Source organism: Marichromatium sp. AB31 (assembly GCF_003718685.1).
GTDB classification, from domain to species: domain Bacteria; phylum Pseudomonadota; class Gammaproteobacteria; order Chromatiales; family Chromatiaceae; genus Marichromatium; species Marichromatium gracile.
Map to the genome: position 1 here is coordinate 22,058 of NZ_RHFI01000027.1, position 21,018 is coordinate 43,075.

Consider the following 21,018-nt stretch of genomic DNA (forward strand, 5'->3'; position numbering starts at 1 on the left):
TGCCGGGCGCCGCGCGCGGCGCCAGGAGCGAAAAGCCTCATGTCCGACCCCGCCGACCCGCTGCTGGCGCTGGTGCGCGCCTTCGCCCGCGATTCGCGCCTGGCCATCGCCCCCGAGACCATCGGGCCCGACACCCGGCTCGAGACCGACCTCGGGCTCGACAGCCTCAGCCGCGCCGAGCTCAACGCCCGCATCGAGCAGGGACTCGGGATCGAGCTGCCCGAGCGCGCGCTGCTCGCCGCCACCGTCGCCGAACTGCAGGCGCTGGCGCGTGCGCGCGGCGCGGTGGGGCCGGGGCCGACCCTGCGCCTGGTGACCGACCCCGACGCCCACGCCGGCACCCCGGCGGAGGCCGAAACCCTGCTCGAGGTGCTCGACTGGCACTGCGCGCGTCAGGGCGAGCGGGTGCACATCCACTGGTACGACGCCGAGGACCGCGTCCACCCGATCCGCTATCGCGAGCTTGCCGAGGGCGCGGCACGGGTGGCCAACCGGCTGCGCGGCGCCGGGGTGCGTCCTGGTGAGACGGTGGCGCTGATGCTGCCGAGCGGGCCGGATTACTTCTTCAGCTTCTTCGGCGTGCTGCGCGCCGGTGCCGTGCCGGTGCCGATCTACCCGCCGGCGCGTCCCCAGCTCATCGAGGATCATCTGCGCCGGCATGCCCGCATCCTCGCCAACGCCGGCTGCGTAGCGATGCTCACCGAGGGCGCGGCGGCGCGGGTCGCGGCGGTGCTGCGGCTGCAGCTGCCGGCGCTCGGCGCGGTGCTCACCCTCGACGGACTCGATCGCGAGCCGAGTGTGATCGAGGCGCCGGCGGCGACGGCCGACGACCTCGCCTTCCTGCAATACACCTCGGGCAGCACCGGCGCGCCCAAGGGGGTGATGCTCAGCCACGCCGAGCTGCTCGCCAACATCCGCGCCATGGGTGAGGCGGTGGCGATCACCCCCGAGGACCGCTTCGTCAGCTGGCTGCCGCTCTATCACGACATGGGGCTGATCGGCGCCTGGCTCGGCAGCCTCTATTTCGCCATCCCCCTGGTCTCGCTCTCGCCGCTGGCCTTCCTCGCCCGCCCCCGGCGCTGGCTGCAGGCGATCGCCGATCATCGCGCCACCCTCTCGGCGGCGCCCAACTTCGCCTACGAGCTCTGTCTCAGTCGCATCGGCGAGCAGCAGCTCGCCGGGCTCGACCTCGGCAGCTGGCGCCGCGCCTTCAACGGCGCCGAGCCGGTGAGCGCCGAGACCCTGGAGCGCTTCGCCGCGCGCTTCGCCCGCTGCGGGCTGCGCGCCGAGACGCTCGCCCCGGTCTACGGCCTGGCCGAGGCGGCGGTGGGGCTGTGCTTCCCGCCGCCGACCCGGGGGCCGAGGATCGACTGCATCGACCGCGAGCGCCTCGCCGAGAGCTGCTATGCGCTGCGTGTCGACTGTGACGACCCCGGCGCGCAGCGCGTGGTCGGCTGCGGCCGACCGCTGCCGGGCTATCGGCTGCGAGTGGTCGACGCCCGGCGCGCGCCGCTGCCCGAGCGTCACGAGGGGCTGGTGCAGTTCCAGGGGCCCTCGGCGACCCGGGGCTATTACCGCAACCCCGAGGCGAGCGCCGCGCTGATCCATGACGGCTGGCACGAGACCGGCGATCGCGGCTATCTCGCCGACGGCGAGATCCATCTCACCGGCCGGGTCAAGGATCTGATCATCCGCGGCGGGCGCAACCTCTACCCCTACGAGCTGGAGCAGGCCATCGGCGCCCTGCGCGGGGTGCGCCAGGGCTGCGTGGTGGCCTTCGCCGCGCGCGATTCGGGGCAGGGCAGCGAGCGCCTGGTGGTGGTCGCCGAGACCAAGGAGCGTGACCCCGGGCGGCGCGCGCTGCTGCGCCAGCGCATCCTCGCGCGCGCCGGCGAGGTGCTCGGCGCGCCGCCGGACGAGATCGTGCTCGCGCCGCCGCGCGCGGTGCTCAAGACCTCCAGCGGCAAGCTGCGGCGCGGCGACACCCGCGCGCGCTATCTCGCCGGGCGCATCCAGACGACGCCGGCCTCGCCCTGGTGGCAGCTCGCGCGGGTCACCCTCGCCGGGCTGCGGGTGCGCATGCTGGCCGACCTCGGCACGCTGCCGCAGCGGCTCTACGCCGTCCATGTCTGGCTGATGCTGGCGTTGATCGCGCCGCCGTGCTGGCTGGCGGTGGCGCTGCTGCCGGGGCGGGGGCTGCGCTGGGCGGTGGCGCGGCGTGCCGCCGGGTTGCTGCGCCGGCTCGTCGGCGTGCGCCTGGAGGTCGCGGGGCGCGAGCGGCTGCCCCCGCCGGGCGCGCCCTGGGTGCTGGTGGCCAACCACCAGAGCTATGTCGATGCCCTGGTGCTGGCCGAGGCGATCGGCCGGCCGCTGTGCTTCGTCGCCAAACGCGAGCTGGGACGCAACCGGCTCGCCGCCTACTTCCTGCAGCGGCTCGACTGCGTGCTGGTCGATCGCTTCGATGTCCGCGCCGGCGGCGCGGCGCTCGCTGCGCTGCACGCGCGGCTCGCCGCCGGGTGTCCGCTGGCGCTCTTTCCCGAGGCGACCTTCCGCGTCCGCCCCGGGCTGTTGCCCTTCCGCATGGGTGCCTTCGCGCTGGCCGCCGAGACGGCGGCGCCGCTGGTGCCGGTGGCGCTCGACGGCACCCGCGAGCTGCTCGCCGGCGCCCGCCTTTTCTCACCGCGACGCGGGCGGGTGAGGGTGTATATTGGGCCGCCGCTGGTCCCCGAGGGCGCCGGTTGGGGCGCCGCGGTGGCGTTGCGCGAGCAGGCGCGACAGTGGATCGAGACGCGGGTGGCGGGCGGTTGAACGACTTCGAGCGTGGAGGGGTGATGCAGAGAGATACCGACCGACGGATGCTCGAGCAGATCGAACAGCAGGCCGATCTCGCGACTGCGCGGGTACTGGAGATCGGTTGCGGCAGTGGCCGGGTCAGCGCGCGCCTGGCCGCGCGTGCCGGTACGCTGGTGGCGCTCGATCCGGTACAGTCGGCGCTGCATGCGGCGCGCGCGCGCCTGCCCGCTCAGGCGCTGGTGGCGGCGAGCGGCGAGCGCCTGCCGTTCGCCCCGGCGAGCTTCGATCTGGTGGTCTTCACCCTGTCGCTGCACCATCATCGCGATCCCGCGCGGGCGCTCGCCGAGGCGTCGCGGGTGCTGGCCCCGGGCGGGCGGGTGCTGGTGATCGAGCCCGACGAGAGCGGGCGGCTCGAACGGGTGTTCGCCCAACTCGTCGACGAGGGTGCCGAGGTCGCCGCGGCGCAGCGCGCGGTGGCGCGCTGTCCGTTGCGCCTCGCCTACGACGCCGGGTTCAGTGGCTGCTGGCGCTTCGAGGATCGCAGCGAGCTGATCGGCTCGGTGTTCGATCATTATGCGCTGCCCGAGGACCCGACGGCGGTGGCGCGCATCGATGCGCTGCTCGGCCCCGATGGCGCCGCGCGCCCGATCCTGCTCGAAGACCGCATGCGGCTGCAGACGCTGCTGCCGGGCTGAGCGCGCGCTCGCACGGGCATGCTCTCCGGGGTCCTCGACCGGACCCCGATCCATTGAACCGATTGCTCGACCGGGCCGCCGCACGGCGAGGCCGGCGCGGCACTGTGATTCTTGAGTCTACGTATGGGTTATGTGTATCTCGGGCTGGCGATCATCGCCGAGGTGATCGCGACCTCGGCGCTGAAGTTCTCCGACGGCTTCACCCGGCTGGTGCCGAGTCTGGTGGTGGTGATCGGCTATGCCGCCGCCTTCTACTGTCTGGCGCTGGTGCTGCGTACCATCCCCATCGGTGTCGCCTATGCGATCTGGGCGGGGATGGGGATCGTGCTGATCGCGGTGATCGGCGCCCTGGTGTTCGGTCAGGTCCCGGACTGGCCGGCGATCCTCGGCATGGGGCTGATCCTCGCCGGGGTACTGGTGATCAACCTGTTCTCGCGCACCGCCGGACACTGAGACGGGCTAGGACGGTGGGGCCGGGGTCTCGCGCAGTGCTGCGACGGTGGCACCGAAGTGCTCGGTGGTGTAGCGCTCCAGACGCAGCTCGGGCGGCCAGTCATCGGCGCCGAGCCCGGCCTTGAGACGCAGCGCGGCGAGGAAGGCGGCGGGCTCGGGCAGTTGCGCCCAGACCGCGGGCAGGAAGGTCGCGCGGCGCCGTCCCGCGCGCAGCACCACGCCGTCGACACCGGGGCGCAGCGCGGCGCGGCACCCGGCCTCGTCGGTGCAGTCGATCGCGACCGGCGGGGAGAGCACCGAGATCTCCAGGTGCAGCCCGTCCAGCTCGGCGCCGTCCAGCGGCGCGAAGCGCGGGTCGGCGAAGGCGGCGGCGTGGGCGTTGGCGGCGACATCACGCACCAGCGCCCGCCGCGGTTCGAGGCTGCCGACACAGCCGCGCAGCGCACCGGCGTGCTCGAGGGTGACGAAGCAGGCGCCCTCGGCGCGCAGCGGCGGCGGGTAGCGCGCGGGGTCGGGGTCGAGCCGCGCGCCGCCCGCGAGCCCGTGGTCGATGGCCTGCAGCGCCACGCGCAGCAGCAGGGTGCGGGCCGCGGCGTCGAGCGCGCGTTCAGTGGAAGGCATAGGCGCCATAGCCGACGACCTGTTGCGGGGTCCCCGAGACCGCGCCCGAGTCGCCGAGCGCCAGGGTGTGCGCGGCCAGCCCGTGGCGTCGGGCGAGCGCCAGCAGGCCGCGCAGCGGATAGCAGCCGCAGGCGTGATCCGGGGTGATGGCCGCGGCGTCGAGCCGCTCGATCGCCGTCGAGGTGGCGCGATCGAGTGCCTGGGCCTCGGCGCGCAGCTGGTAGTGGCTGAGATCGGAGCTGACCACGATCAGCGTCTCCGCGCCGCCCCACAGCGCCTCGAGCAGGGCGACGAGTTCGGCCGTCGGGGTCTCGCCGACGACCAGCGGGACCAGCGAGAAGTCATCGAGCGCGCGCTGCAGGAAGGGCAGCTGGACCTCCAGGCTGTGCTCCTCGGCATGCGCGGCCTCGAGGGTGTGCACCCAGTCGAAGGCCAGCGCCTGGGCGATGGCGACCTGATCGAGCACGACCTCGCCGAGCGGGGTGGCGAAGGCCGTCGCCGCGCTGGTGGCGATGCCGCGCACCGCCACCCGGTGCGCCGGGCCGAGCAGCACCACCCGGCGGATGCGCGCGCGCGCCTCGCCGAGCGCCGCATAGGCGTGTCCGGCGATCGCGCCGCTGTAGCGATAGCCGGCGTGGGGGACGACGATCGCCTTGGGCGTCGGGCCGGTGGCGGCGACGGCGAGATAGCCGTCGATCTCGGCGCCGAGCGCCTCGGGGCTGGCCGGGTAGAAGCGCCCGGCAACGGCGGGTGGTCGAGTCTGTGGCATGTCGGTTTCTCCCGATCGGGACCCATCGACGCTGCTGGTCGGGCTTGGTTATGCTAGCGACTCCGGGCGCCGTCGCCCGGGACCATGCCCGTTGACTGATGCGCTGGCGCGGGAGTCCGTTACCGTGCGAATCGATCGTGATGCGCGACCGCATCCCCTGTTCCATTATCGTCGTTGTCGGCGAGAGGGCAACGCCCGCGCCGTCGCGCCCTCCCGGATGCGCGGGTGAGCGTGGTGGCGCCGTTTGCCCGTCGCTGGCCTCGTCGTCTCTGGCGCGCGCCCTTGCTGGTGCTGATGCTGGCGGTGGGCGCGGCGCAGGCGCGTGGTCTCGACACGCTCCAGGCACGCGCCGATTTCCTCGCCGCCGAGCGCGCGCTCGAGCAGGGCGATGGCGAGACCTTCGCCCGGCTCGAACGGGCGTTGCGCGACTATCCGCTCCATCCCTATCTGCGCTTCGCCGAGCTCACCGCCGACCTCGACAACACGCCGGACGCGGCCATCGAGCGTTTCCTCGCCGTCGAGCCCGAGAGCCAGCTCGCCTGGCGGTTGCGCCGCGCCTATCTCGAACGCCTCGCCGCAGCCGGGCGCTGGGCCGATTACCGCAGGCTCTATCGGCCCGAGGAGGATGTCGAGCGGCGCTGTCTCTATCTGCGCGCGCTGATCGAGACCGGCGCGAGCGCGCGCGCACTCGCCGAGGTCGAGCCGCTGTGGCGCAGCGGGCGTTCTCAGCCGGATGCCTGCGACCCGGTGTTCGACGCCTGGCGCGACGCCGGGGGACTGACCCCGGAGCGGGTGTGGGCGCGCATCCGGCTTGCGCTCGAGGCCGGCCAGGACGGACTCGCGCGTCATCTCGGCGCCGATCTGCCGGCGCGCGAGCGCCCCTGGCTCGAACGCTGGCTGGCGCTGCGCGCCGCCCCCGAGCGGCTGCCTGACACCGGCGCCGCGCTGCCCCCGCAGCCGCTGCGCGCGGTGATCCTCGCCGATGTGCTGACACGGCTTGCCGCGCGCGATGCCGAGCGCGCGCGTACTGCCTTCGCGCGGTGGCGCGCGGCGCTCGACCTCGACGCCGAGGCCGCCGACCGGGTCCGCGCCGCGCTCGGCGAGGCGCTGGTGGAGCGCGGCGATGCCGCCGGCGGGTTCGCCCTGTGGGACGGGCTGCGCGCCCTGCCCGAGACGCTCGATGCGCAGGCGCGACGGCTGCGCGCGGCGCTCGCGCGGGGCGAGTGGGACTGGGTGGCGCGCTGGGTCGAGCGCATGCCCGAGGGCGAGGTCAAGACCGATCGTTGGCTCTACTGGCAGGCCCGCGCCGAGGCCGAGCTGGGGCACCCGGAGGCGGCGCGGGCGCTGTTCGCGCGCGCCGCCCGCGCGCGCAGCCTGTGGGGTTTCATGGCCGCCGACCGACTCGACCTGCCCTATCGCATGCACCACCGGGTGACCCCGGCCGAGCCCGCGCGCATCGCCCGCCTCACCGCGCTGGCGCCGGTGCGGCGGATGCGCGAACTCGACGCCCTCGGGCGCGACACCGAGATGCGCCGCGAGTGGCGCGCGCTGACCCGCGACCTCGACCGCGCCGACCTGCTCGCCGCGGCCTATGTCGCCGATGTCTTCGGCTGGCACGATCAGGCGATCCGCACCCTGGCGCGCACCGATTACTGGGACGATCTGGCGCTGCGCTTCCCGCTCGCCCATCGCGCCGAGGTCGAGGCCGCCGCGCGCGCCCAGGGGCTCGCCCCGGCGTGGGTGTTCGCGGTGATCCGCCAGGAGAGCGTGTTCGCGCGCACGCTCGCCTCGCACGCCGGCGCCGTCGGGCTGATGCAGCTGTTGCCGAGCACCGCGCGCGACATGGCCGAGGCGCTCGGCACGCCGCTCGAGTCGCGCTGGGCGCTGCTCGACCCGGGGCGCAACATCGGTCTCGGCAGCGCCTATCTGGCGCGGATGCAGGGGCGTTTCGAGCATGTCGCCCTGGCCACCGCCGCTTACAACGCCGGCCCCGCGCGGGTCGCGCGGTGGCGCCCGACGCGCGCGCTCGCCACCGACCGCTGGATCGCCACCATCCCCTTCGTCGAGACCCGCGGCTATGTCGAGCGGGTGCTCACCTACCGCGCCATCTACGCCGCCCGACTCGACAGCGCCCACCCCCGGGTCCGCGACTGGCTGGCGCCCCGGGTCGCGCCAGCGGAGGAATGAGGCGGGGCGTCAGCGACCAGCGACCAGCCGTCAGCCGTCAGCCGTCAGCCGTCAGCTACCAGCTTCCAGCGGGCGCTCTTCCCCCACCGTCGCCGCAAGACATCGGCCTCTGCCGTCGTCAGTGCGCCAACCCTCCCCACTGGCGGCTGGCGGCTGGTGGCTGGCGGCTGGTCGCTGGAGAGCCCGCCGCGCCGGTCCCGTCTGCTACACTAGCGCGCCTTCCGTGGTCACCGTTGTCGTTCCCTGTCCATGTCCATGCTGTCCCTCCGTCGTTCCTCGTGGGTCTGCGCGCTGTGCGCGTCGTTGGCCGTCGCGCCGCTGGCGCTGGCCTCGGGGGGGATCTCGCGCGAGGCGATGGCCGATGCCATGGCGCAGATGATGGAGGCGATGGGGTTGTTCGCGCCGCAGCGCGGCGGCTGGTCGGGGCAGGCCGGGGTGCCGGGCTGGCCCTCGGCCTTCGATACCTTGGGGATGCCCGGCGCCGGAGGCATGGAGCGGTTTGCGCGCTCGCTCGGGGAGGCGGCCGGGGTGACCTCGCTCGATGGCGAGTGGGAGGGCAGCGACGGCAGTCTGTTGATCGTGCAGGGCGATCGTTACCGGCTCTACTCGGCCCACGGCGGCTATATCGACGGCGAGCTGCGCATCGCCGAGCGCTGGCTGGAGCTGACCAACCCGCGCGCCCAGTTCGATCATCGCTTCGAGTTCGCGCTCGACCGTGGCCGGCTGGCGCTGCGCGACGCCAGCGGCCAGATCTTTCTCTACCGTCGTCTGGTGCTCGGCGCCGAGCGCTGAGCGGGACTCAGCCGCCGAGCGCGAGCCGGGTGGCGATCAACAGCAGCAGCGCGCCGAACAGCCGCTTGAGCAGCGCCACCGGCAGCGTGTGGGCGAGCCGCGCACCGAGCGGGGCGCTGGGGATGCTCGCCAGCAGGATGGCGAGCACCGCCGGCCAGTAGACGAAGCCGGTGCTGCCGACCGGCAGGCCCTCGCGTCCCCAGCCCACCACCACGAAGCCGATCATCCCGGCGATGGCGATCGGCAGTCCGCAGGCGGCCGAGGTGCCCACGGCCTGGCGCATCTCCACCCCGTGGGCGCCGAGAAAGGGCACGGTGAGGGTGCCGCCGCCGATCCCGACCAGCGCCGAGAGCCCGCCGATGCCGCCGCCGGCGCCGAGCATGCCGCGCCAGCCCGGCAGCGGGCGATCGCCCGCCGGGGCGCGTGCGCGCAGCACCATGCGCAGCCCCATCACCGCGAGGAAGACGGCGAACAGCCGCCGCAGCCAGACCTCGGGCAGCACCCCGGCGAGCGCCGCGCCGATCCAGGCGCCGAGCACGATCCCCGGGGCCAGACGCGCGACCAGCTCCCAGCGCACCCCGCCGCGACCGTGGTGGGCGAGGGTGGAGGCGATCCCGGTGCCGATGATGGTCGCCAGCGAGGTGCCGACGGCCAGGTGCGCGAGCCAGGGGCCGCCGAGGTCGAACAGCGGGAAGAGCAGCATCAGCGCGGGGACGATCACCGCCCCGCCGCCGACCCCGAAGAGCCCGGCGAGCAGGCCGGAGCAGAGACCGAGGGCGATCAGCGCGATGACTTCGACGAGCGGCATGGTGCGGGTCCTGTGACGGCGACAAAGCCGCCATCATAGCCCGCCGTGGCCGCACCGGTCAGAGTCGATCGCCGAGATCGCGCTCGCCGAAGCCGCGCCACGGACCGTCGAGTCCGCGCGTCAGCCCGATCACCTTGAAGCGTTCGCCCATGGCGTCGGGCAGCAATAATTGCTTGGCCTGCTGGGCGAGATCGAGCGGGTCGGGGGCGGCGGCGAGCAGGGTGTCGATGCCGCAACCGATGAGAAAATGCGCCTGGGTGGTGAACCCGGCCAGCCCGAAGCCGGCGCGCGTCGCGGCCTCGGCCACGGCGCTGAAGTCGACATGGGCGGTGATGTCCTGCAGCCCGGGGTGACGGTAGGGGTCGTCATGGGCGCGATGGCGGTGGTGACACATCAGCGTGCCCATGTCGCGCTCGGGGTGGTAGTAGAGCGGACGCGGATAGCCGTAGTCGGCGAGCAGCACCAGGGCGTGTTCGAGCGCGCCGTCGAGCGCGGCGAACCAGGGACCGAGCCGGAGGTTGATCTCGGAGCCGTAGCCGGGGGCGCGGGCCAGCCCCGCCGCCTGCAGCGCCTCGACCGCCTCGACCAGCCCCGGCGATCGCGCCGCGGCCTGGACCTCGCGGAACTGCCCGTCCTCGCCGGTGACGAAGACCTCGAGCACCTCGCCCGCGGCGCCGATGGCGAAGCGGTGCACCGGCATGGCGTCGAGCACCTCGTTGCCGATGACCACCCCGTTGAACCCCTCGGGCAGCCGTTCGAGCCAGTGGCAGCGCGCGGCCAGCGGCGCGGGCAGGGTGGCGAGGCGCTCGCGCTGGGCGGCCTGCAGGTCGGGGCTGGGCTCGAGGATGAGATAGCGCTCGGGCAGCCGGTCGAGCGCGGCGAGTTGTGTGATGACCTGGGCGGCGAGCGCGCCGCTGCCGGCGCCGAACTCCAGCACGTCGCCGCCGCCGAGCCGCGCCAGCGCCTCGGCGCACTGCGCGGCAAGGCACTGGCCGAACAGCGGCGAGTACTCGGGGGCGGTGATGAAGTCGCCGCCGCGGCCGAACTTGGGCGCGCCGGCGACATAGTAGCCGAGCCCGGGGGCGTAGAGCGCCAGCTCCATGAAGCGGTCGAAGGGCAGCAGGGCGTCGGCGCTGGCGGCGATCTCCGCGTCGATGCGCGCGCTGAGTGCGGTGCTGATGCGTTGGGCGTGGCGGGTCTCTTCAGGGGCGTGCATGGTATGGCCGGCTCGAAGCGATGGGGCTGGATTGGTGGGTAGAATACCCGGCATCGACCCTCGATGTGCACCACCGGGCCTCGGATGTGGCTGGAGTTCTTCGTCCGCCAGCGCCATCTGTTGCCGGTGAGATCAGTGATTCAGGAGATTGCATGAGCGACGACCACAAGCCGGTGCTGCACACCGGAGACGAGCGCAGCGCCCCCTATCCGGTCAGCCGGCTGGCCCCGGCCTTCGATACCCGCGAGCTCACCGCCGAGGTCGAGCGGGCCGAGGCGATGCTCGGTGCCCGCACCGGGGCCAAGCTGCGCGTCATTGCCGATCAGATCAAGCTGCTCCAGCAGGAGGCGCGCAAGGTGCTGGCCGACGCCCAGGTCGAGCAGGCGCTCAACCAGGCCCAGTGCGCCTTCAAGCGTATCCCCGGCAAGACCTATCACCTCTATCGTCGCGCCGATGGTCGCACCTTCTTCTCGATGCTCTCGCCGGAGGACTGGGGCGGCGCGGTGCCGCACGCGTTCGTCGGCTCCTACCGGCTCGAGACCGACTATTCCTGGACCCCGGCCGAGCAGCTCGGTGCGGACGACGACACCGGCGAGCTGGTCAGCCAATTGTTGCGCATCGGCGGGCTGGGTCCCGAGTCCGGCGAGCGTTGAATCCCCCCTGTTTCCGACCCCGGAGGTTTGATCAATGAAGTTCGTGCTGATCCTGATCGGCGCCATGGCCGTGCTCGGCGTGGTCGCCATGGCGGTGTTCGTGTTCGTGGTGCAGAACGTCGAGACCCCGGATTACCGGGTGGTCGAGCGCGACGAGACGATCGAGATCCGTGACTACCCGGCGCTGATCGTCGCCGAGGTGCGCCGCGACGGCGACCGGCGCGCGGCGCTGAGCGCGGGTTTCGGGCCGCTGGCCGGCTATATCTTCGCCAAGGAGCGCGAGGGCGAGTCGGTGTCGATGACCGCCCCGGTGACCCAGACGCCCGCCGACGAGCCGATCGCGATGACGGTTCCGGTCACCCAGACCCCGACCGACGCGGCGGGTCAGTGGGCGGTGCGCTTCATCATGCCGGCGCGCTACGACCTCGACAGCCTGCCGGCACCGGCGGGCGAGACGGTGCGGCTGCGCACCATCGCGCCGCGCCGCGTGGCCGCGATCCGCTTCTCCGGACGCGCCACCGATGCGTTGATCGCCGAGCAGGAGTCGAGGCTGCGCGCCTGGCTCGAGACGCGCGGCCTCGCCGTCGCCGGCGCGCCGACCTATGCCTACTACAACGACCCCCTCACCCCGGGCTTCCTGCGTCGCAACGAGGTCATGCTGGAGCTGGCCGCGACCGACTAGGCCCGACTGACCTCGCCCGCGCTGTCCGTGCGGCGCCGTCCGCACGGACAGACGCGCGATGGATTGACTTTTCGTGTCCTTTCCGTGTGGTCCGCCGCGCCGCCCAGGCGCGGGGGCGAGACCGTCTTTCTGCCGTCGCACCCCCCTTGTCAATGATCGGGAGGGCGAAGGTCAGTTGTCCGCCGCCGTCCGGCACGACCTTGTGACTGCGAGCATCCGTACACAGATAGGTCTCACCGAGTCGCGTGCCAGGCCCCTCCCGCCGATGATGAATTGGCCGCCGTCTCCGCCTCCGGGGGCACTGGTGTGGCGCGCGCGCCTGCCTCATCAGTCAAGGGATGAATCGCTCCATGTTCAAGCATCTGAGCCTGAAGGTCGCGCTCGCCGTCATCCTCGCCATCGCGCTGTTGTCGTTGCTGTCGCTCTCCGGGCTGGTGATCTCGCGTCAGTTCGATCAGGTGGCGCAGGCCCGGCACAACCGTCATCTTGTCGACGTCGCCTATGCGGTGGAGGCGGTCGCCCACAACCTCGCCGTCGAGCGTGGACTCTCGGCCGGCTATATCGGCTCGGGCGACGCCGCGCTGCACCGGAAGATCCTCGCCCAGCGCGAGCGTGCCGACGCGGCGCTCGCCCGGGTCGAGGCGCTGATCGACCCCGCGCGGCTCGGCTACGGCGATCTGGTCGATGGCCTGCGCCGGCTGGTGGAGCTTGCCGCCGGGCGCTCGCGTATCCGCACCCAGGTCGACGCGCGCAGCGGCGCCGAGGCCTTCGGCTTCTACTCCGATATCAACGCCAACGCCCTCGATCTCTTCGTCAAGTGCATCGGTCATGTCGGTGACGACCTGGCCCGTCGCCAGCTGTTGATGTCCTGGCACCTCGCCTGGGTCAAGGAGAAGCTCGGTCAGCTCCGCGGCAAGGTCAACGGCGTGCTCTCGGTCGGCGAGATCACCCCGGCCGCGCAGCAGGCGCTGCGCTTCTATGTCGCCGATCTGCGCCGCGCGGTGGGGCAGTTCAGCACGGAGACCGCCCCTGGGTTGCAGCGCCAGTTCAACGTCGTGGTGAACTCGGAGACCGCGCGGATGATGGATCGGGTGCAGAATCGCCTGCTCGCCGAGTCGGGCACGCTCACCGGCGAGTACCCGTCGCCCGCCGACTGGTTTGCTGCGGCAACGCGCTATATCGGCGAGGTCAAGGTGCTGATGGACGCGGTCAGGACAGGCATCCTCGCTGCCATGGAGCAGCGCCAGTCGCGGGCGCAGCTGACCGTGGCGGTCTCCTTCGTCGTCTTTGGGGTGCTGCTGGCGCTGGTCGCGCTGGTCTCGGTGGCGGTGGCGCGCAAGCTCACCGGCAAGATCGATCGTGTCAGACAGGCGCTCGATCGCATCACCTCGACCGGCGATCTGTCGCTGCGTCTGGCCGACGACTCGCGCGACGAGCTGGGGCTGATCCTGCGCGCGGTCGATCGCATGGTGGCCAACCTGCGCGAGGTGGTCGAGCAGCTGGTGGTCAGCGACCGTTCCACCAGCGCGAGCATCCACAAGGTCGAGAGCGTCTCCGACCAGGTGGTGGCCCAGGTGGCCAGTGCCGATGGCGCGGTGCATGGCATCTCCGGGGTGACTCAGTCGCTCAACGAGACCTCCGGGCGGATCACCGAGGCCGCCGAGGGCGCGCTCGACAGCACGGTGCGGTTCACCGAGCTGTCGCGGGAGGCGCGAGAGATGACCCAGGGCACCCAGCAGGCGATCGAGGCGCTGGCGGGGATGAACGAGCGCGCCTTCGGTTCGACGGCGAGCCTCAACGACAAGAGCCAGTCGATCGCGCGGATCCTCGACAGCGTCAACGCCATCTCCGAGCAGACCAACCTGCTCGCGCTCAACGCCGCGATCGAGGCCGCGCGCGCCGGCGAGAGCGGGCGCGGTTTCGCGGTGGTCGCCGACGAGGTGCGGCAACTGGCCATCCGCAGCCAGACCGCCACCGGTGAGATCGGCGGGGTGCTCGCCGCGATCAGGAGCGAGGCCGAGGCGCTGCGCCAGATCATGGAAGAGATCCGCGACACCAGCCAGCGCACCTCGGAGCGCAGCGCGCGCTCGCTCGGCAACATCGACAACCTCCATGCCCAGATCGAGGGCATCCGCGAGCAGATCGAGCTGGTCGCCGAGGCCGCGCAGCGTCAGCACGCCGCCGCCGAGGAGATCGCCGCCGAGGTCGCGACGGTCAAGGGCGAGTCGGGCGAGATCGCCAGCGCCATGGCCGATCTGCGCTCGCTGATCGCCGATCTGGAGTCCTCTCACGGCGCGATGACGCGGATCATGCAGAAGTTCCGGGTGTGAGGGGTGCGCGCGCGCCGGCCGATGGCTGCCTCGGGGCGTCCTTCGCGCCGGCGCGACAGCCGATGAGACCATCGGCCCGCGGTCTGACCAGCATCGGCGCGTAGACCCACAGAAAGAGCGCGAAGGCGCCGATCCAGCACGCGCCGCCGACGACCAGCCACACGGTGTAGCCCTCCGGCACCACCACCGGCCCCAGCCCGCGCGCGAGCGCCGCGAGGTTGATCAGCGCGAAGGCGACGCGCGTCGTCCGCCCGGCGCGCATCGGACGGCCGCTGTGCCCGAGCGTGACCCGCGCCATCATCCCCAGCGTCACCACCCCGATCGCGCCGACGGTCAGCGCGTGCAGCGCGCCGCGCGGGGCGAGTGCGCCGAGCGCCGAGAGTCCGTCGAGCACCAGCCCCAGCGCCAGCCACAGCAGCCCGACATAGAGCACCGCGAGCAGCGGCGTGCGCCAGAGGCGTCGGTCGTGCCAGCCGGCGAGACGCACCAGCAGCGCGCCGCCGAGGGCGATGGCCAGGGCACCGGCGAGCACGCCGAGCGGCGCGATCAGGTCGGTCAGCGCCAGGGCGAGGCCGAGCGCCGGGAGCGCGCGCTCGAGCGCGGGCCAGGTGCGCGGTCGCGCCCCGGCGAGCCCGCGCTCGATGAAGAAGGGCATCACCCGCGCGGAGATCAGCACCAGCAGGATCACCACCAGATCGAGCATCAGCCGGTGACCGCGCGTCTCGCCCCCGGCGAGCCAGCCCAGCGCGCCGAGGTGCGCCATCGCCCCGGCCAGGGACATCGCCGCGAGCAGCGCCATGAAGGCACGGTTGGCGCGGTTGGGCCCGTGCCACAGCGTGTCGCGCAGCGCCACGGCGAGCGCCGGCAGGAAGGCCAGATCGAGCGCGGCGGCGAGCAGCGGCGGCCCGCCCAGCCAGGGCGCGACCCGTCCGGCGAGCCAGAGCGCGAGCAGCGCGGCGAGCGTGGCCCCGGTGGGGGTGGCGACCCCGGTCCAGTTGCGCGCGGCGGTGAGCAGGAAGCCGGCCATCACCGCGGCGAAATAGCCGAAGAGCATCTCGTGGGCGTGCCAGCCGACCCCGCCGAGGTGGTGCGGCCAGGGCCAGTACCCGTGGAGCATCGCCAGCCAGAGCACGATGTCGGCGATCGCCGCGAGGGTGGCGGCGAGGAAGAAGGGGCGGAAGCCCTGTCCAAGGACGGCGGGTGTGGGCATGGGGGATCTCGATCGCTGGATGAGCCGCCGCGCGGCGGCGGTTGTTGGCTGGGTGCGGCGCGGGGCCGCAGGCAGCGTCGATCAGGCTAGCGAGGACGGTGCGGCGGCGGCCTTGATGCGGGTCAAATCGGCCGCCGCCGGGCGGGGTGGGTCGGCGCGCGCCCCTCGCGGCGGAGGGGCGCGGCGCTGGGTGGTGCTCAGGGCTGCGGCTTGGGCGTGGTCTCGGTCTCGGCCGGCAGGATCGGATAGGTGATCGTGGGGACCTCGCCGGTCAGGGCCTCGAGGAAGGCGGCGATCTTGGTCGCCTCGCCCTCGCCGATCTCGCTGCCGAGCTGCGCCGTGCCCATCACCGCGACGGCCTGTTTCAGGTCCCAGATCGCGCCGGAGTGGAAGTAGGGCGCGGTGAGCGCGATGTTGCGCAGCGGCGCGGCGCGGAAGACGTATTCATCGGTCGCCGAGCGGGTGACCTCGAAGCGTCCCTTGTCCGTCGGCGGCAGGATGTCGGCCCCCGGGCGCTTGAGCAGACCGAACGGGAAGTAGCCCTGACCGCCGAGGTTGACGCCGCCGTGACAGGCGGTGCAGCCGCGGTTGATGAAGAGCGCCAGCCCCTCCTTCTGCTCGGCGCTCAGCGCGTCGTCCTCGCCGCGCATGAAGCGGTCGAAGGGGGCGTTGGGCGTCACCAGCGTGGTCTCGAACGCCTCGATCGCCTTGGCGGTGTTGTCGAAGGTGACCGGCTCGGGCGCGTCCGGGAAGGCGGCGGCGAAGTGCTCGACGTACTCGGGCATGCTCTGCAGCGTGGCGACCACCTGTGCGGGTTCGTTGGCCATCTCGACGGCGGCCTGGATCGGTCCCTTGGCCTGAGCCTTGAGATCGGCGGCGCGTCCGTCCCAGAACTGCGCGACGTTGAAGATGGCGTTGAACACCGTCGGCGCGTTGCGCGGCCCGCGCTGCCAGCCGTGACCGACCGAGGTCGGCAGGTTGTCGTCGCCGCCCATCCCCAGGTTGTGACAGGTGTTGCAGCTGATCAGCCCGCTTGCCGAGAGGCGCGGATCGAAGAACAGCATCTTGCCCAGCGCGACCTTCTCCGGCGTCACCGGGTTGTCCACCGGATCCTCGATGACCTCGGGGATGGGTTGCAACCTCGCCGTCTGCGCCTTGGCGCGCAGCGCCTGATCGTCGGCCGCGACCAGCGTCGGCGCGATCAGCGACAGGGTGAGTGCAACGGCAAGCATCTTCATCTGGCTCATCATGGCTGGATTCCTGCTCCTGAATTGGCGGGCGATGGACGCGCGTGCCGGTTCAATGGGTATGGAATGCAGGGGCACGCCCCTGAACCTTAGCAGATGCGTCCGGCCTCGCCGCCCGGGCACGGTCCGGTTTCAGCCGAGCGTCTTGGTCATGGCGACACAGGGGAGTCGCACGCCGCCCGGTAGTCGATGGTGGCCGGGGCCGACGTCGAGATAGCCGCGCGCGGCGTAGAAGCCCCGTGCGTTCAGCGTCGCACGGGTCGTCAGGGTGAGGATGCCGGCCGCCCCGGCGCGCTGCTCCATCGCCTCGAGCAGTGCCGTGCCGACCCCCTTGCCGACGGCCTCGGGGTGGACGTAGAGGGCACTGATCTCCGCCGCCTCGGGATCGAGGATCGCCAGCCCGACCGCTCCGTGTCCGGGCTGCTCGGCGACCAGCACCAGTTTTTCCGCCAGCGCCCGGTCATAGACGGACGGGGTGAGCAGGGCGGTCCAGGCGCGCAGCGCCTCGGCCTCGTAGTGCCCGGCGCACAGACCCTGGATGGATGCGATGTGCAGCCTTGCGAGGTCCTCGCGGTCGCTGGCCGCTGCCTGTCTGATGGGTGTCGCGAGCGCCTTCATGGCTGTAGTCCTCGGTGTGGTCCGGCTGATCGGGTGCGTCCCTATCGTATCGCTCGCCCGCCGTCAGGGCGCGACGACGGTCGCAGGCGACGGACAAGCCGCGCGAGCGCATCGCCGCCGAGCTGGAGGTAACCGATGGCGCCGATGATCAGTACCAGACCGAGACCCTGGAGCGGCAGCAGGCGCTCGTCGAGGATCGCCCAGGCGGCGACCAGGGTGATCACCGGGCCGCTCAGCGCGATCAGGCTGGCGCGCGCCGCGCCGGTGTGGCGGATGCCCTCGAACAGCAGCAGGAAGGGGAGCACGGTGGCGATCACCACCATCAGCGCCACCCAGCCGAGGCCCTCGGCCGGGATGGCGAAGTCCGCGGGCGAGGCGCCGAGCAGCGCATAGCCGCAGAACACCAGGAAGGTGCTGGTGTTGGTGAGCGCGGTGCAACGCGCCGAGCCGATGCGTCGGGCGGTGTCCTGGACCCACACCAGGAAGCAGGCATAGCTCGCCGCCGAGACGAGCCCGCAGGCGATGCCGATCCACCCGGCCGGGCCGAGATCGCCGGCGAGGCCCCGGGGGGCGAACAGCAGCGCCAGTCCGCCGTAGCAGACCACGAACACCGCCAGCTCGCGCCGGGTGGGCCAGCGCCGCGCACGCCAGGCGACGAGCAGTTGCACCATCAGCGGATAGGTGAACAGCAGCATCCGCGAGGGGCCCGCGCCGAGTCGGTCGATGGCGACGAAGTCGGCCACCGTCGCCAGGGTGAACAGCAGCCCGATGAGCAGCCCGTCGCGCCAATCGCGCCCGGTGAGCGGCGCGGCGGCGGGCGAGAGCGTGCGCGCGGCGATCCAGTAGAGCGGCATGGCCAGCGCGATGCGCAGCATCAGCATCCCGCCGAGGGTGATCCCGCTGGCCAGCGCGAGCTTGGCGAAGATGCCCTTGAAGGCGAAGCCGGCGTTGGCGAGCAGCACCATGAGAAAGGCGCCGTGGGGGGTGGTCTGATGATTCATCGCCGTGGGTTGCCGGGTGGTTGTCGTGTCGCGCCGTCGCGGGCGCGGGGGGGAGAGCGAGTTCCGAAAATCGCTTGTCCGTCGTCGCCGCCCGGTCGGAGAATTCTCGCCGAGCACCAGCACATCCGCGCTCGGAGCGAACATGACCTCGACCATTGCACCCGATGATCTCGCACTCTACCGCAGCGCGCGGTTGCGCCGGGATGCCGATTTCGACGGTCGCTTCTACTTCGGGGTCAGGACCACCGGCGTCTTCTGTCGCCCCTCCTGTCCCTCGCCGCGGGCGCGGGAGGAGAACGTGGCCTATTTCGCGACCCTGTTCGAGGCCGTCGAGCAGGGCTTCCGGCCCTGTCTGCGCTGCCGCCCGGACATGCGTTCGTGGACGCGCCACGCTCACGTCGAGGGCGGAGAGCTCGTCGCCATGGCGCTGGACCTGATCCAGCGCGGCTATCTGCACCACCACGGCGTCGACGACCTGGCCGCCGAGCTGCTGCTCTCGGCCCGCCAGCTCCGTGCCCTGTTCGTGCGTTTTCTCGGCGTCCCGCCGGTCAAGGTCGGGGCCTTGCAGAAGGCGGTGCTGGCCAAGGGGCTGCTGCTCGACTCGACCTTTCCGATCACCGACATCGCCTTCGCCTCGGGGTTCGGCTCGGTGCGGCAGTTCAACGAGGTGTTCAGGAAGGTCTTCGGTCAGACACCAGGAGCATTACGCGAGATGAGACGCCATCAGGGGCTCGAGGACGGCTGTCTGTCCTATGCCCTCGACTACGACCCCGGATTCGACTTCGGTCGCGTCCTCGATTTCCTCCGCCGCCGCGCCATCCGCGGCGTCGAGGTCGTCACCGCGACACAGTACGCGCGCACCTTCCGCGTCGCCCTGCTCGGGCGCGCGGAGGTCGCCGAGGGCTATTTCGTGGTCACCGACGACCCGGCGCGCTCGGCGCTGGCGCTGCGTATCCACTCCGCACACATCGCCTGCGCGATGGAGATCGCCGCGCGGGTCAGGCGGATGTTCGATCTCGAGACCCGTTTCGCCGAGATCCAGGCGCGCTTCGCCGCCGACGACCTGCTGCGCCCGGGGCTGGAGGACGGCGCCGTGCCCCGGCTGTCGGTCGCCTTCGATCCGTTCGAGTTCGCGGTGCGGGCGATCCTCGGTCAGCAGGTCTCGGTGCGCTTCGCCGGGGAGCTGGCGGCGCGGTTGGCGGCGTGCGCCGCGCAGCCGACCCCGGCGGACTATCCCGAGGGGCTCGACTGGTTCTTCCCCGATCGCGCCCGGCTGGCGGGGTTGGATCTCTCCACGATCGGGCTCGCCAGGGCGCGTCAGGCCGCCGTCCACGCGCTCTGTCGGGCGCTGGAGGCGGGGGTGTTCTCGCTCTCGCCCCACCAGCCGGCCGACTCCTTCAAGCGCGACATCCTGTCGGTCAAGGGCATCGGCGAGTGGACCGCCGACTATGTGGCGATGCGCGGTCTGGGGCTGGTCGACAGCTTTCCGGTCACCGATCTGGGGATCGTCAAGGCGCTGACGCGCGAGCGCCCGATGACACGCGCCGAGGCGCTGCGTCACGCCGAGCGCTGGCGGCCCTACCGGGCCTATGCCGCGCTCTGCCTGTGGAACACCAACGCGGTGCGTGCCGCGACCGCCGAGCCTTGACCCGGCGCCGCGCACGCGCGCACCCGCTCACCCTGGAGCCGAACCATGGACTACACCCGATTCGACACCCGGCTCTGCGCCGTCGTCCTCGTCGGCGACGCGCGCGGGCTGACACAGCTGCACCTCGACAGCGGCGAGCGCGGTGCGCGTGCGTTTAGCATCGAGCCCGACTGGCATCATCGCCCCGAGCGCTTCGCCGCCGCCCGGGCCGAGGTGAGGGCCTATCTCGACGGCGATAGAAAGGCGTTCACGGTGCCCATCCACCCCACCGGCACGGACTTCCAGCGTCGGGTCTGGGCCCGGCTCGGCGAGATCCCCTACGGCACGCTGACCACCTATGGCGAGATCGCGCGCGCGATCGGACGGGCGGGCGCGGCCCGCGCGGTGGGCGCGGCCATCGGCCGCAACCCGATCCCGTTGATCATCCCCTGTCACCGGGTGATCGGCGCCGACGGCGGACTCGCCGGTTTCGCCCACGGCTTGCGCATCAAGCAGGCGTTGATCGACCTGGAGGCCGGCGCGCGCTGAACCACACCAGCAGGAGACGACCATGACCCAGACCCTCGCCTTCGACGTCTACGGCACCCTGATCGACACCCACGGGCTGATCCCGGCGCTGACCCCGCTGGTGGGCGAGGCCGCCCCGGCCTTCTCCCGCGACTGGCGTGCCCGCCAGCTCGAATACGCCTTCCGGCGCGGGCTGATGCGACGATACGACACCTTCGAGCGTTGCACCCGCGACGCCCTGGAGCAGACCTGCCGGGTCTACCGGATCGCCCCCGACGCGGCGCGGCTCGATGCCCTGATCGACGGCTACCGGCGGTTGCCGGCCTTCGCCGACGTCGCCCCCGGGCTGGCCGCGCTGGCGCGCGCCGGACACCGGCTCTACGCCTTCTCCAACGGTACCGCCGAGGCGGTCGAGACGCTGCTCGATCATGCCGGGATCAGGGACCGGTTCAGCGGTGTGGTCAGTGTCGAGGCGGTGCGCGCGTTCAAGCCCGATCCGGCCGTCTACGCCCACTTCCTCGCCACCACCGGAGCGCGGCCCGAGCACGCCTGGCTGGTCTCGAGCAACCCCTTCGACATCATCGGCGCCCGCGCGACGGGCATGCGCGCGGCCTGGGTCCGGCGCGACCCCGAGCAGCCCTTCGACCCCTGGGGCGACGAGCCTGATCGGGTGGTGGCGGATCTGGTCGAGTTGCAGGGAGAACTTGGGTGATAGTGCAATGGGTGCTTTCTATGAATGGTATTTTTCTTCAAAAAGCTCATGAAAGAATTTATTTAAATATTTGAAT

General features: G+C 72.2%; 19 protein-coding genes. 11 read left to right on the top strand and 8 right to left on the bottom strand.

Annotation, left to right across the window (positions count from 1 at the left end; all coding sequences use genetic code 11):
- The first annotated feature begins 39 nt into the window (after positions 1-39).
- The 3 genes from EBL84_RS14735 (at position 40) to EBL84_RS14745 (ending at position 3,941) form a co-directional block, all read left to right on the top strand.
- Complete coding sequence (locus tag EBL84_RS14735) at positions 40-2,808, top strand: AMP-binding protein (protein WP_123141505.1); 2,769 nt, start codon at positions 40-42, stop codon at positions 2,806-2,808.
- Between the two features lie 23 nt (positions 2,809-2,831).
- Positions 2,832-3,488, top strand: coding sequence for a class I SAM-dependent methyltransferase (locus EBL84_RS14740; protein ID WP_148040308.1), 657 nt, complete (start codon positions 2,832-2,834; stop codon positions 3,486-3,488).
- 123 nt (positions 3,489-3,611) lie between these two features.
- Positions 3,612-3,941: an SMR family transporter gene (locus EBL84_RS14745; RefSeq protein ID WP_123141507.1), complete on the top strand. Its 330-nt coding sequence runs from the start codon at positions 3,612-3,614 to the stop codon at positions 3,939-3,941.
- Positions 3,942-3,947: 6 nt separating this feature from the next.
- Here EBL84_RS14745 and amrA read toward each other — a convergent pair whose 3' ends face one another.
- Together amrA and amrB are read right to left on the bottom strand one after the other, a co-directional pair.
- A complete protein-coding gene (gene amrA, locus EBL84_RS14750; protein WP_369958058.1) occupies positions 3,948-4,562 on the bottom strand; it encodes an AmmeMemoRadiSam system protein A in 615 nt (204 codons plus the stop codon).
- Entirely contained in the window at positions 4,549-5,331 is a 783-nt protein-coding gene (gene amrB, locus EBL84_RS14755; protein WP_123141509.1) for an AmmeMemoRadiSam system protein B, read from the bottom strand. The genes amrA and amrB overlap by 14 nt, the downstream gene beginning before the upstream one ends.
- Before the next feature lie 225 nt (positions 5,332-5,556).
- On the opposite strand from amrB, the gene EBL84_RS14760 reads away from it, so the two are divergent.
- Together EBL84_RS14760 and EBL84_RS14765 are read left to right on the top strand one after the other, a co-directional pair.
- Positions 5,557-7,518 (top strand): transglycosylase SLT domain-containing protein, encoded by a 1,962-nt coding sequence (locus EBL84_RS14760; protein WP_123141510.1) that lies wholly within the window; start codon positions 5,557-5,559, stop codon positions 7,516-7,518.
- Between the two features lie 249 nt (positions 7,519-7,767).
- Complete coding sequence (locus EBL84_RS14765; protein WP_132229271.1) at positions 7,768-8,310, top strand: hypothetical protein; 543 nt, start codon at positions 7,768-7,770, stop codon at positions 8,308-8,310.
- Positions 8,311-8,317: 7 nt separating this feature from the next.
- On the opposite strand, the gene EBL84_RS14770 is transcribed toward EBL84_RS14765, so the two are convergent.
- Together EBL84_RS14770 and EBL84_RS14775 are read right to left on the bottom strand one after the other, a co-directional pair.
- Entirely contained in the window at positions 8,318-9,118 is an 801-nt protein-coding gene (locus EBL84_RS14770; RefSeq protein WP_123141512.1) for a sulfite exporter TauE/SafE family protein, read from the bottom strand.
- 58 nt (positions 9,119-9,176) lie between these two features.
- The gene (locus EBL84_RS14775; RefSeq protein ID WP_123141513.1) at positions 9,177-10,334 is read right to left on the bottom strand and encodes a class I SAM-dependent methyltransferase; all 1,158 of its coding nucleotides are present in this window, start codon (positions 10,332-10,334) and stop codon (positions 9,177-9,179) included.
- A gap of 152 nt (positions 10,335-10,486) precedes the next feature.
- Here EBL84_RS14775 and EBL84_RS14780 point away from each other — a divergent pair, with 152 nt between their 5' ends.
- From EBL84_RS14780 to EBL84_RS14790, 3 genes are all read left to right on the top strand, one after another.
- Entirely contained in the window at positions 10,487-10,987 is a 501-nt protein-coding gene (locus EBL84_RS14780) for a DUF2452 domain-containing protein (protein WP_123141514.1), read from the top strand.
- A gap of 34 nt (positions 10,988-11,021) precedes the next feature.
- Positions 11,022-11,669: a heme-binding protein gene (locus tag EBL84_RS14785; RefSeq protein ID WP_123141515.1), complete on the top strand. Its 648-nt coding sequence runs from the start codon at positions 11,022-11,024 to the stop codon at positions 11,667-11,669.
- Positions 11,670-12,019: 350 nt separating this feature from the next.
- Positions 12,020-13,999, top strand: a complete 1,980-nt coding sequence (locus EBL84_RS14790; protein WP_123141524.1) for a methyl-accepting chemotaxis protein — start codon at positions 12,020-12,022, stop codon at positions 13,997-13,999.
- On the opposite strand, the gene EBL84_RS14795 is transcribed toward EBL84_RS14790, so the two are convergent.
- The 4 genes from EBL84_RS14795 to EBL84_RS14810 all read right to left on the bottom strand — a co-directional run bounded on the left by EBL84_RS14795 (position 13,977) and on the right by EBL84_RS14810 (position 18,075).
- The gene (locus EBL84_RS14795) at positions 13,977-15,209 is read right to left on the bottom strand and encodes an NnrS family protein (RefSeq protein ID WP_123141516.1); all 1,233 of its coding nucleotides are present in this window, start codon (positions 15,207-15,209) and stop codon (positions 13,977-13,979) included. The genes EBL84_RS14790 and EBL84_RS14795 overlap by 23 nt on opposite strands.
- A 197-nt stretch (positions 15,210-15,406) precedes the next feature.
- Entirely contained in the window at positions 15,407-16,459 is a 1,053-nt protein-coding gene (locus tag EBL84_RS14800) for a cytochrome-c peroxidase (RefSeq protein WP_123141517.1), read from the bottom strand.
- 129 nt (positions 16,460-16,588) lie between these two features.
- Entirely contained in the window at positions 16,589-17,074 is a 486-nt protein-coding gene (locus EBL84_RS14805) for a GNAT family N-acetyltransferase (RefSeq protein WP_123141518.1), read from the bottom strand.
- Positions 17,075-17,115: 41 nt separating this feature from the next.
- Positions 17,116-18,075 (bottom strand): DMT family transporter, encoded by a 960-nt coding sequence (locus EBL84_RS14810; RefSeq protein ID WP_123141519.1) that lies wholly within the window; start codon positions 18,073-18,075, stop codon positions 17,116-17,118.
- Between the two features lie 142 nt (positions 18,076-18,217).
- Here EBL84_RS14810 and EBL84_RS14815 point away from each other — a divergent pair, with 142 nt between their 5' ends.
- Genes EBL84_RS14815 through EBL84_RS14825 form a run of 3 tightly spaced genes read left to right on the top strand, consistent with a single transcriptional unit; the run spans position 18,218 to position 20,942 of the window.
- On the top strand, positions 18,218-19,723 hold the full coding sequence (locus tag EBL84_RS14815) for a DNA-3-methyladenine glycosylase 2 family protein (protein WP_123141520.1): 1,506 nt from the start codon (positions 18,218-18,220) through the stop codon (positions 19,721-19,723).
- Between the two features lie 45 nt (positions 19,724-19,768).
- Positions 19,769-20,251, top strand: a complete 483-nt coding sequence (locus EBL84_RS14820) for a methylated-DNA--[protein]-cysteine S-methyltransferase (RefSeq protein ID WP_123141521.1) — start codon at positions 19,769-19,771, stop codon at positions 20,249-20,251.
- A gap of 22 nt (positions 20,252-20,273) precedes the next feature.
- The gene (locus EBL84_RS14825; protein WP_123141522.1) at positions 20,274-20,942 is read left to right on the top strand and encodes a haloacid dehalogenase type II; all 669 of its coding nucleotides are present in this window, start codon (positions 20,274-20,276) and stop codon (positions 20,940-20,942) included.
- Positions 20,943-21,018 lie beyond the last annotated feature (76 nt).

Coding starts and splice junctions, on each gene's coding strand:
- EBL84_RS14735 (WP_123141505.1), top strand. CDS start 40: ATGTCCGACCCCGCCGACCCGCTGCTGGCGCTGGTGCGCGCCTTCGCC.
- EBL84_RS14740 (WP_148040308.1), top strand. CDS start 2,832: ATGCAGAGAGATACCGACCGACGGATGCTCGAGCAGATCGAACAGCAG.
- EBL84_RS14745 (WP_123141507.1), top strand. CDS start 3,612: ATGGGTTATGTGTATCTCGGGCTGGCGATCATCGCCGAGGTGATCGCG.
- amrA (WP_369958058.1), bottom strand. CDS start 4,562: ATGCCTTCCACTGAACGCGCGCTCGACGCCGCGGCCCGCACCCTGCTG.
- amrB (WP_123141509.1), bottom strand. CDS start 5,331: ATGCCACAGACTCGACCACCCGCCGTTGCCGGGCGCTTCTACCCGGCC.
- EBL84_RS14765 (WP_132229271.1), top strand. CDS start 7,768: ATGTCCATGCTGTCCCTCCGTCGTTCCTCGTGGGTCTGCGCGCTGTGC.
- EBL84_RS14770 (WP_123141512.1), bottom strand. CDS start 9,118: ATGCCGCTCGTCGAAGTCATCGCGCTGATCGCCCTCGGTCTCTGCTCC.
- EBL84_RS14775 (WP_123141513.1), bottom strand. CDS start 10,334: ATGCACGCCCCTGAAGAGACCCGCCACGCCCAACGCATCAGCACCGCA.
- EBL84_RS14780 (WP_123141514.1), top strand. CDS start 10,487: ATGAGCGACGACCACAAGCCGGTGCTGCACACCGGAGACGAGCGCAGC.
- EBL84_RS14785 (WP_123141515.1), top strand. CDS start 11,022: ATGAAGTTCGTGCTGATCCTGATCGGCGCCATGGCCGTGCTCGGCGTG.
- EBL84_RS14790 (WP_123141524.1), top strand. CDS start 12,020: ATGTTCAAGCATCTGAGCCTGAAGGTCGCGCTCGCCGTCATCCTCGCC.
- EBL84_RS14795 (WP_123141516.1), bottom strand. CDS start 15,209: ATGCCCACACCCGCCGTCCTTGGACAGGGCTTCCGCCCCTTCTTCCTC.
- EBL84_RS14800 (WP_123141517.1), bottom strand. CDS start 16,459: ATGATGAGCCAGATGAAGATGCTTGCCGTTGCACTCACCCTGTCGCTG.
- EBL84_RS14805 (WP_123141518.1), bottom strand. CDS start 17,074: ATGAAGGCGCTCGCGACACCCATCAGACAGGCAGCGGCCAGCGACCGC.
- EBL84_RS14810 (WP_123141519.1), bottom strand. CDS start 18,075: ATGAATCATCAGACCACCCCCCACGGCGCCTTTCTCATGGTGCTGCTC.
- EBL84_RS14815 (WP_123141520.1), top strand. CDS start 18,218: ATGACCTCGACCATTGCACCCGATGATCTCGCACTCTACCGCAGCGCG.
- EBL84_RS14820 (WP_123141521.1), top strand. CDS start 19,769: ATGGACTACACCCGATTCGACACCCGGCTCTGCGCCGTCGTCCTCGTC.
- EBL84_RS14825 (WP_123141522.1), top strand. CDS start 20,274: ATGACCCAGACCCTCGCCTTCGACGTCTACGGCACCCTGATCGACACC.